Origin of the sequence: Mycobacterium sp. (genome assembly GCF_049683355.1) — a bacterium.
In the GTDB taxonomy this organism is placed as follows: domain Bacteria; phylum Actinomycetota; class Actinomycetes; order Mycobacteriales; family Mycobacteriaceae; genus Mycobacterium.
Genome location: NZ_JBAUJB010000378.1, coordinates 1 through 9,056, shown reverse-complemented (window position 1 = coordinate 9,056; position 9,056 = coordinate 1). Strand labels below are relative to the sequence as shown.

Here is a 9,056-nt window from a genome sequence, read left to right as displayed (position 1 = left end):
ATCTCCGCCCGCGCCGCGTTCGCGGCGACGACCCGTGGCGGCTGGCGGGCGGGCGGAGTGCGGGACGGTCTGACAGGCACCCTGGTGCCCGGAGCGCCGGCCTCGTACGCGATCTGGGAGGCCGACGCATTCGACGTGGTCGCCCCCGCCGACTCGGTGGCGCGATGGTCCACCGATCCGCGCTCCCGGGTGCCGGTGTTGCCGCGCCTCGATGACCTGCTGCCGCGGTGTCGGCAGACCGTGCACCGAGGCTCGGTTATCCATGGCTGACGCCGGCCAACTCGAAACCACCGAACCGGACGCCGAGCAGCCCTCGCGGATCACCCGGTTCGGTCGGGCCGTGCTGGACCGGCTACCGGCGCTCAGCGTCACCATCGCCGCAGGTCTGGCATTGTGTGTGAGCTTCCCGCCGTTCGGGTGGTGGTACGCGGCGATCCTGGCGTTCGCCCTGCTGGGTTGGGTGCTGACCCGTGCCTCGACCACCGCCGTGGGCGGTGCAGGCTACGGGCTGCTGTTCGGGCTGGCCTTCTATCTGCCGTTGTTGCCCTGGATCAGCGGGCTGGTCGGAGCCCTGCCGTGGGTGCTGCTCAGCCTGACCGAGGCGTTGTTCCCCGCACTGTTCGCGTGCGCGGCGGTGCTGGTTCGTCGGGTGCCCGGCTGGCCACTGTGGTTCGCGGGGCTGTGGTCGGCTCAAGAATGGCTCAAGTCGACGGTGCCGTTCGGTGGCTTTCCGTGGGGTGTCGTCGGGTTCTCGCAGTCGCAGAGCCCGCTGCTGCCCCTGGCTCATTTCGGTGGGGCCCCGTTGGTCTCCTTCGCGGTGGCGCTGCTCGGGTTCAGCGTTGCCGCGATGGCACTGGAGGTCATCGGATGGTGGCGCAGGGACGTCGCTGCCCGCGCAGCAGCGCCCCCCGCCGTGGTGCTTCCAGGGCTGTGCATAAGCCTGGTGCTGGTGGCCACCGCGCTGGCGTGGCCGCAGGTCCGCAAGTCCGGTGCCGGTGGCAGTGATGCGCCGCCGGTGACGGTGGCCGCGGTGCAGGGCAACGTTCCCCGGCTGGGCCTGGAGTTCAACGCCCAGCGCCGTGCGGTGCTCGACAACCACGTGCGGGAAACGCTGCGGCTGGCAGGAGACGTCAGGGCGGGCAGGGCGGCCCAGCCGATGCTGGTCGTCTGGCCGGAGAACTCATCGGACATCGACCCGCTGGCCAACCCGGACGCTGCCCAGCAGATCTCCGCCGCCGCCGCGGCGATCGACGCTCCCATCCTGGTCGGCGGCGTGGTCGCGGCTCCGGGCTATTCACGGCAGAACCCGGTCTCGAACAACACGGTGATCGTGTGGAACCCCGACACCGGTCCGGCCGACCGCCACGACAAGCAGATCGTCCAGCCCTTCGGGGAGTACCTGCCGTGGCGCAGCTTCTTCAGCCGGCTGTCGCCGTACGCCAACCGTGCCGGATATTTCATCCCCGGGCAGGGCAGCGGGGTGGTCACTGCCGCCGGGGTACCGGTTGGCGTCACCACCTGCTGGGAGGTCATCTTCGACCGGGCGGCTCGGGAGTCGGTGCGCAACGGCGCTCAGTTGCTGGCGGTGCCCACCAACAACGCCACCTTCGACGAGGCGATGAGCGAGCAGCACCTGGCGTTCAGCCGGCTGCGTGCGGTCGAGCACGATCGCTTCGTCGTCGCCGCCGGGACCGTCGGGATCAGCGCGATCATCGCTCCCGACGGCCGGGAACTGGCTCGCACCGGGTTCTTCGAACCCGCGTATCTCGACAAGCAGATCCGGCTGAAGACCACGCTGACGCCGGCGACGCGCTTCGGCCCGCTGGTGGAGGCCCTGCTCATCGGCGTCGGTGTCGCCGGGCTCCTCGGCGCGATGCTGCACAATAGATCATTCGTGCCCACAAGATCGAGGGGCCGGCGACGGACCGCCGACGACGGCAAAGGAGCCACATGAGCGTCCCCGGTGGCATCCCCGGAAGGCCGTCGCAGCGATCGCAGGAGGATTCGGCCCCGCGTCCCAGCAGGCGGACTCTGGTCATCATCCCCACCTACAACGAGCGGGACAACCTCCCGCCGATCGTCGCGCGGGTGCACAGCTCCGCGCCTGAGGTGCACGTCCTCATCGTCGACGACGGCAGCCCGGACGGTACCGGCGCGCTTGCCGACGAGTTGGCGCTGGCCGATCCCGACCGTGTTCATGTCATGCACCGCACCTCGAAGGAAGGTCTCGGCGCGGCGTACCTAGCCGGTTTCGCGTGGGGCCTGAACCGGCAGTACTCGGTGCTGGTGGAGATGGACGCCGATGGCAGCCACGCCCCCGAGGAACTGCACCGCCTGCTGGACGCGATCGACCAGGGCGCCGACCTGGTGATCGGCTCGCGTTACGTCAACGGCGGCGCGGTACAAAACTGGCCCCGCCGGCGGCTCGTCCTGTCCCGCACCGCGAACGGTTATTCGCGCATCCTGCTCGGTGTCGATGTCCACGACATCACGGCGGGCTATCGCGCCTACCGGCGCGAAGTGCTGGAGAAGATCGAGCTGTCGGCCGTCGACTCGAAGGGCTACGGCTTCCAGGTCGACCTGACGTGGCGCTCGATCAACGCGGGGTTCACGGTCGTCGAAGTGCCGATCACGTTCGCCGAGCGTGAGCACGGCGTGTCCAAGATGGACGGGTCGACGATCCGCGAGGCGATCGTCAAGGTGGCGCAGTGGGGCGTGCGGGCGCGCATCGACCGTGCCCGCGGAATCACCCGCTGACGCCTCGCCGGCTGCGGCTAACCCCGGCGGCGGGTCTTGATGATGTCGAGACGTTCCTTGAGCAACTCGTCGAGTTCCTCGACCGAGCGACGCTCCAGCAACATGTCCCAGTGGGTGCGCGGCGGCTTGACCTTCTTGGGTTCGGGAACGTCACCCTCGATCAGGGTGCCTTCCATGCCGTTGCGGCACAGCCAGGTGCCTGGGATCTCGGCGTCGTCGGCGAACGGGACGTCGAATTCCTCGCCGTTGTCGGTGCGGTAGCGGGCGACCTGACGGGGCGCCAAGTCGTGGTTGCGGTCCGTCTCGTAGCTCACGGCTCCGAGGCGGCTGCCTCTCAAGACACGATCAGCCATCGTCAACTCCTCAATAAACGCAATTCGTCCGGGGTATCAACGCAGAGGTCCCTCGTAGAGTTCCCGACGCGGCCTCCGATGATACCGGGATAGGTACGGCCCGCGGTTTACAGTCGGGCTCGTGACGTCCGTGACGCCTCAGGCACCCCCCAGCGCTACCCGGAAGCGTCCTGCGAGCTGCCGGTGGTGCGGCCGCGAAGTCGCCGACGCCGGGCTCGGAAGGCGACGGCAGTACTGCAGGCAATCCTGCCGGCAGCGGGCATACGAACAACGGGCACAGATCAAGGGCACCTCGGTGGCGCCCGACGCGGTGGTTCTCAGTGCCGAGGAAGCCGCCGAACTCTCCGACCGGGTGTATCAGCTCAGATGCGCGGCCGAGGACATGGCGATCGCGATCGACGAAGGGGCCGACCGTGCCGAACTGCGCGCACTCTGCGACGCGCTGATGCAGGTAGCCAGGGCCGCTGACGGCTGGCGGTGACCTCGCACAGCGGTACGCTTAGCGCGATCTGTCCGTCGTCCTACAGGTTTCGAGGGTTCAGGTGACCCGTGTCCAGCGCTGAGCCATCATCTTCTGTGGCGCCCCCGCGTTCGTGGCGCTGGGACGACTACGTCCTCGACACCGGCCGCTATGAGCTGCGCTGCGGAGACACGGTGATCCGGGTGGAACCCCAGGTGTTCGACGTGCTGACCCAGCTGGTGAGCAATCATGAGCGGTTTGTCAGCAAGGAGGAGCTGTTCGACGCGGTGTGGGGTGGCCGATTCGTCGGGGAGGCGGCGCTGACCAGCCGGATCAAGGCGGTCAGACGCGCACTCGGCGATGACGGCGAATCGCAGCGTTACATCCGCACCGTGCGTGGCCGCGGCTATAAGTTCGTCGGCACGCTGCGTGCCGAGGCCGAACAGCAGCCCCCGCCGCCGGAACCCGAACCCGAGCTGCCGCGCCAGCACATCGCCTTCTGTCGCGCCTCAGATGGGGTACGGCTGGCCTACGCCGTCACGGGTGACGGGCCCCCGTTGGTGCGGGCGGCGAACTGGATGACGCACCTCGGCTACGACACCGAGAGCCCCGTGTGGCGGCACTGGGTCCGTGAAATGTCGTTGCGCCACAAGTTCGTCCGCTACGACGAGCGAGGTTGCGGACTCTCGGACTGGGACGCCGGGGAATTCAGCTTCGAGGACTGGGTGGCCGATCTGGAATCGGTGGTCGAGGCGCTCGGTCTGGAACGGTTTCCGCTGCTCGGTGTGTCGCAGGGCGGTGCGGTGGCAGTGGCCTACGCGGCACGCCACCCCGAGCGGGTGACCCGGTTGGTGCTGTCCGGCGCCTATGCGCGTGGCCGTGCCGTACGCGCCTTGACCGAGGATGAAAAGCGGGCCGCCGCTCTGGATCTCGACTTGGCGCGGGTCGGTTGGGGTCGTGACGATCCGGCGTTTCGGCAGGTGTTCGCGGCACAGTTCATCCCCGACGGCACCCGCGCCGACTGGGCCGCCTTCGACCAGTTGCAGCGCCGCACCACGTCGTCGGAGAACGCGGTGCGATTTCTGGAAGAGTTCGGCCGCATCGACGTTCGCGACCAGGCCGGGCAGGTGCGGTGCCCCACGCTGATCCTGCACTCCCGTGACGACCACCGTGTTCCGATGCGCTTCGGCGAGGAGTTGGCGGCGTTGATCCCGGATTCGAACCTGGTGGCGTTGTCGAGCAACAACCACCTCCTGGCGGCCGACGAACCGGCGTGGCGGGTGTTCTGCGACGAGGTCGAGACGTTCCTTGCGGAGTGAGCGCACCTGCCGGGCCGATCTCCACACAATCTTCATGCACCGCGTCACCGGCGCGCCCATGCTGATCACATGAAAAAACACACTCGGCCCATGATCACGGGAATCGGCGCGCTCCTCGCCTTCGGCTTGCTGCCGGGCTGCTCGGGCGGCTCGACGACGGAAGCGACGTCATCGCCGGCGGCCCCACCGGAAACCTCCACCGCCGCCGAGGTCCCGGACTCGGCGCGCTACATGGCGGACATGACCGCCGCCGGCGGCGAGACGATGACGATCGGCATCAGTGTCGACGGCTCCGAGGTCGCCGCGTACGCGTGCAACGGAACCGATGACGAGGCATGGTTCTTCGGTAACCAGACAGCCGGTGAGATCGACATCAAGTCGAAGTTCCGCGACACCCTCACCGCCGACATCAACGGGGACGTCGCCACCGGTGAGGTGATGATGGACGGCGTCGAGTACGACTTCACCGCCAACGCGGTGTCGGGCCTGTCCGGGATGTACACCGCCGAGGCCGACGGGGTTCGCGCTTCCTGGGTGGTGCGTCCGGATGGTTCCGCGACCGGCGTTCAGTTCAGCGGCTTCTCCCAAGGCGACCGCAACTTCGATCCGTTCAACCTGGACGAGTTCAGCGACTTCGACGTCCGCAACGACGTCCGTCCCCGGCGCAACCTCGGGCCCGCGGGTCCGATCGAATTTCCGAACAACCGCCCACAGTCGAGCATCAACGGCACACCGGTGACCCCGTCGCTGATGACCGGCACCACCCGGTTCGGCTGACCCGGGGCCTTCACACCACGAATCAAACACACGACGAATCAAATCCTCCGCGGCCAGGCCGATGGGACATGAGGTCACTGAACTGCGACCGGTCCCGTCGACCTGGCCGCTCCGTTGCCGCAACGCGGACCGGTGCCAAATGTCTCATCTGAGCGCCCCGATGAGGTAGAAGCGCAGGGGTGGAGGCTTGGTTCGAGCGCAGTCCGTTTGTCGGTTTCATCCCGTGGATCATCTACTGGGTGGTCGCCGACGGGCCGAGCACGTGGATGTTCGGCGCGATCTGCGCGGTGCTCGCGGTGCTGATCATGGGGGTGTCGGCCGGGTTCGGGGAACTGCGGTTGCTCGACATCGTCACCGCCGTGTTCTTCACCGGCGTGACGGTCGTGGCCGCGATCGTCGGCGCGCAGGACCGCGACTGGATGGACAGCCACGCGACCGCGCTGTCCAGCGGGGTGCTGGCGGTGATGGCGCTGGGTTCGCTGGCCTTCGAGCCGTTCACCGCGCAGTACGCGCCACCCTCGGCGCCACGCGAGGAATGGGAGGAGGCGGCCTTCCGGCGCACAAACCAGGTGCTGACCCTGATGTGGGCGCTGGTGTTCGCGCTGATCGCGGTGCTCGGGTATGTCGCCGTCGCCTCGCCGGAGACGGTGCACTGGACCAAAGCCGTGATCCCCGTCGTGGTGATCGTCGGGGCCGTCGGCATGACGCAGATCTACCCGCGGCAGGCCAGGGACAAGGCCCGCCCCGAGACCGCGTGAGCGTGCCGCCGGGCACTCAGCAGCTGAACATCGCCCCCGTCTGCGGCGGTGGCGCCACCGCTTGCAGACAGCCGAACGGCACCACGCCGTCCGTGCTGATCTGGACCGCCGATCGATGCGCGTAGTTCACACAGAACAGGCCGGATGCGTCGCTGCGGCAGCGATTGTCGGCGAACGCCAGTGTCTGACCGTCGGCGAGCAGCGGGCCGACCCCCTTGATGAACGGGCCGGGATCGCCGTGTAGTGATCCGACCTGCACGCTCGTCCCGGAATAGTCGATCCAGCCCGGCTTCCACATGCCCTCGGCGCCGGGGGGTCGCGGGGCGGGGGAGGCCAGGTCGACCAGGCACGCCAGGGCGCCCTCGGTGTACGTCGCATCGGTCATGCACTGCGTCGTCTCCTCCCGCGCGCCGGACGACGCGGTGAACGCGATGTCGTCGCCGAGAGAGGTGATGGTGCCATCGAGGTAGGCCTCGTGAAAGGCCCCCGGGTCGGTGGCCGTGCCGGCCTCGATCCAGGCGATGACCTCGTCGATCGGCGCGCTCGGACCCGGTGGTAGGCCCGTGGCGCCGGGCGTGGGCACGGTCGTCGTCGGGGTGCTCGACGTGCTGCTGGGGGGTGTGCTGCTCGGGGGTGCGGCCGAACGGGAATCCGACGGTTCGGCCTCACCTCCCACCGACTGGGAACAGGCCGCCACGAGCGCAGTGGCCGCAATCAGGCCCGCAATCCGCATCCAGTCAGGCTAACGGCCCGACACGCGTTACCTGGCCAGGCGGGCCGGAGGGGAGTTCGCTACCGTCAGCAGAATGCACGAGCACACCGTCCGGGTGAAGATCGCGTCGGGCATCGTCGAGGGCTTCACCCGTGACGGGGTCCATCGGTGGCGGTCGATTCCCTACGCCAGTCCATCCGTCGGCCGGTTGCGCTACCGCGCTCCGCAACCGGTGCAGCCCTGGCCGGGGGTCCGCTACTGCCACGGGTTCGGCTATTGCGCACCACAACAACGGATGTACACGCTGCTCGCGCCCGGTCGCTACCAGCCGATGAGCGAGGACTGCCTGACCCTCAACGTCGTCAGCCCGGCCGAACCCACCCAGGAACCGCTGCCCGTCATGGTGTTCATCCACGGCGGCGGGTACATGCTGGGTAGCTCGGCAACGCCGATCTACGACGGTGCTTCGCTTGCCCGCAAGGGGTGCGTGTACATCTCGGTGAACTACCGGCTCGGCGCGCTGGGATGCCTGGAACTGTCATCGCTGTCCACCCCCGACATCACCATCGACGACAATCTGTTCTTGCGTGACCTGGTGATGGCGCTTCGCTGGGTCCAGGAGAACGTCGCGGTCTTCGGCGGCGACCCGGACAATGTCACGATATTCGGTGAGAGTGCCGGCGCCCACGCGGTCGCCACGCTGCTGGCCACTCCGGACGCGAAGGGCCTGTTCGCGCAAGCTATTTCGGAGAGCCCGCCCACCGGCATGGTTCGCAGCGCAGACATCGCCGCCGACTACGCTGCACGGTTCGCCGCCCAGTTGCAGGTCAGCGAACAGGACGCGGCACAGGCACTGCTCACGGCACGGCCCGCCGACCTGGTGAGAGTTCTCGAACAGCTCATCGTCGACGGGCAGAAGGACATGATGGGCGCGTTCGCCATCGGGCCCACATGGGGAACCGACTACCTGCCCCGGGACCCGGTCGACGCGATGCGCGCCGGCACCGCGCACCGGGTGCCGTTGATCGTCGGTACGAACGCCGACGAGGGCCGGCTGTTCACCCGATTCCTCAAGCTGCTGCCGACCTCGCACGCGGCGATCGAGCAGTTGCTGTCCCATGCCCACCCTGTCGACCGGGAACGAATCACCGCCGCCTACCCGGGTTATCCCGATGCCGCGGCGTGCGTGCGCCTCGGCGCGGATTTCATCTTCGGCTCGGCGGTCTGGCAGATCGCTCAGGCGCACAGTGCGCACGCGCCGACGTATGTATACCGCTTCGACTTCGCCACCCGGGCGCTGCAGTTGGCGGGAATGGGGGCCACCCACGCCACCGAACTGTTCGCCGTGTTCGACCTGTACCGGTCGCGTTTCGGGATGTTGCTCAGTGCCGGTGTGGATCTGCGCGCCGGGCGCAAGGTCAGCGACGATGTTCAGTCCCGCTGGCTGGCCTTCGCCGACCACGCCGTGCCGGGCGCGGACTGGCCGCGATACACCAGCGACGAGCGAGCGGTGCTGGTGCTGGATCGGCGGCGGCGCGTCGAGTTCGATCCGCACGCGCAGCGACGACTGGCGTGGGAGGGTTTTTCCCTGACGTCCCGGTGAGACCGGCCGGACTTGGGTGAATCGCCGTGCCGGGCGACGCCGGATGTGGTTGCGTTGGTCCGTGGCGCAGCCCAGTGACTCACCTCCGACCGGATTCCCGCTCGACCCCCTCGGCGCCGACGAGTTCAGTTCCGTCGCGTCGATCCTGCAACGCGAGCCCGATGTCCGGGCCACCCCCGGATCCGGGAACGACCTCGGTTGCGGTACGCGTCGATCGAACTGGTCGAACCGCCGAAGACGGAGTTGGCGGCGTTCGCAGACGGTGGCCCGCGACCACCCCGTCGTGCGGAGGTCATCTGCTTCAACCGGAACGACAA

11 protein-coding genes are annotated in these 9,056 nt (G+C 68.4%); 9 read left to right on the top strand and 2 right to left on the bottom strand.

Annotation, left to right across the window (positions count from 1 at the left end):
• The 3 genes from WA944_RS21685 to WA944_RS21675 form a co-directional block, all read left to right on the top strand.
• Positions 1-270: amidohydrolase family protein (locus tag WA944_RS21685; RefSeq protein ID WP_526610604.1), on the top strand; the 270-nt coding region annotated here is incomplete at its 5' end.
• Positions 263-1,954, top strand: coding sequence for an apolipoprotein N-acyltransferase (gene lnt, locus WA944_RS21680; protein WP_526372604.1), 1,692 nt, complete (start codon positions 263-265; stop codon positions 1,952-1,954). The genes WA944_RS21685 and lnt, both read left to right, overlap by 8 nt.
• Positions 1,951-2,757 carry a polyprenol monophosphomannose synthase gene (locus tag WA944_RS21675; RefSeq protein ID WP_526372603.1) on the top strand — a complete coding sequence of 269 codons (807 nt, stop codon included), beginning with the start codon at positions 1,951-1,953 and terminating at the stop codon, positions 2,755-2,757. The genes lnt and WA944_RS21675 overlap by 4 nt, the downstream gene beginning before the upstream one ends.
• Before the next feature lie 17 nt (positions 2,758-2,774).
• Here WA944_RS21675 and rbpA read toward each other — a convergent pair whose 3' ends face one another.
• Positions 2,775-3,110 carry an RNA polymerase-binding protein RbpA gene (gene rbpA / locus WA944_RS21670; RefSeq protein ID WP_159234743.1) on the bottom strand — a complete coding sequence of 112 codons (336 nt, stop codon included), beginning with the start codon at positions 3,108-3,110 and terminating at the stop codon, positions 2,775-2,777.
• Positions 3,111-3,240: 130 nt separating this feature from the next.
• Between rbpA and WA944_RS21665 the strand changes: the two genes are divergently transcribed.
• The 4 genes from WA944_RS21665 to WA944_RS21650 all read left to right on the top strand — a co-directional run bounded on the left by WA944_RS21665 (position 3,241) and on the right by WA944_RS21650 (position 6,424).
• Complete coding sequence (locus WA944_RS21665) at positions 3,241-3,591, top strand: hypothetical protein (protein ID WP_526372606.1); 351 nt, start codon at positions 3,241-3,243, stop codon at positions 3,589-3,591.
• 95 nt (positions 3,592-3,686) lie between these two features.
• A complete protein-coding gene (locus WA944_RS21660) occupies positions 3,687-4,889 on the top strand; it encodes an alpha/beta hydrolase (protein ID WP_526610480.1) in 1,203 nt (400 codons plus the stop codon).
• A 69-nt stretch (positions 4,890-4,958) separates the two neighbouring features.
• On the top strand, positions 4,959-5,666 hold the full coding sequence (locus tag WA944_RS21655) for a hypothetical protein (RefSeq protein ID WP_526610477.1): 708 nt from the start codon (positions 4,959-4,961) through the stop codon (positions 5,664-5,666).
• Between the two features lie 179 nt (positions 5,667-5,845).
• Positions 5,846-6,424: a DUF3159 domain-containing protein gene (locus WA944_RS21650; RefSeq protein WP_526372600.1), complete on the top strand. Its 579-nt coding sequence runs from the start codon at positions 5,846-5,848 to the stop codon at positions 6,422-6,424.
• A 16-nt stretch (positions 6,425-6,440) separates the two neighbouring features.
• Here WA944_RS21650 and WA944_RS21645 read toward each other — a convergent pair whose 3' ends face one another.
• The gene (locus tag WA944_RS21645; RefSeq protein ID WP_526372599.1) at positions 6,441-7,157 is read right to left on the bottom strand and encodes a hypothetical protein; all 717 of its coding nucleotides are present in this window, start codon (positions 7,155-7,157) and stop codon (positions 6,441-6,443) included.
• A 73-nt stretch (positions 7,158-7,230) separates the two neighbouring features.
• On the opposite strand from WA944_RS21645, the gene WA944_RS21640 reads away from it, so the two are divergent.
• Together WA944_RS21640 and WA944_RS21635 are read left to right on the top strand one after the other, a co-directional pair.
• Positions 7,231-8,739, top strand: coding sequence for a carboxylesterase/lipase family protein (locus WA944_RS21640; RefSeq protein ID WP_526372598.1), 1,509 nt, complete (start codon positions 7,231-7,233; stop codon positions 8,737-8,739).
• Between the two features lie 198 nt (positions 8,740-8,937).
• A partial coding sequence (locus tag WA944_RS21635) for a hypothetical protein (RefSeq protein WP_526647330.1) occupies positions 8,938-9,056 on the top strand: 119 nt, incomplete at its 3' end.

Coding starts and splice junctions, on each gene's coding strand:
- WA944_RS21655 (WP_526610477.1), top strand. CDS start 4,959: ATGAAAAAACACACTCGGCCCATGATCACGGGAATCGGCGCGCTCCTC.
- lnt (WP_526372604.1), top strand. CDS start 263: ATGGCTGACGCCGGCCAACTCGAAACCACCGAACCGGACGCCGAGCAG.
- WA944_RS21640 (WP_526372598.1), top strand. CDS start 7,231: ATGCACGAGCACACCGTCCGGGTGAAGATCGCGTCGGGCATCGTCGAG.
- WA944_RS21645 (WP_526372599.1), bottom strand. CDS start 7,157: ATGCGGATTGCGGGCCTGATTGCGGCCACTGCGCTCGTGGCGGCCTGT.
- rbpA (WP_159234743.1), bottom strand. CDS start 3,110: ATGGCTGATCGTGTCTTGAGAGGCAGCCGCCTCGGAGCCGTGAGCTAC.
- WA944_RS21675 (WP_526372603.1), top strand. CDS start 1,951: ATGAGCGTCCCCGGTGGCATCCCCGGAAGGCCGTCGCAGCGATCGCAG.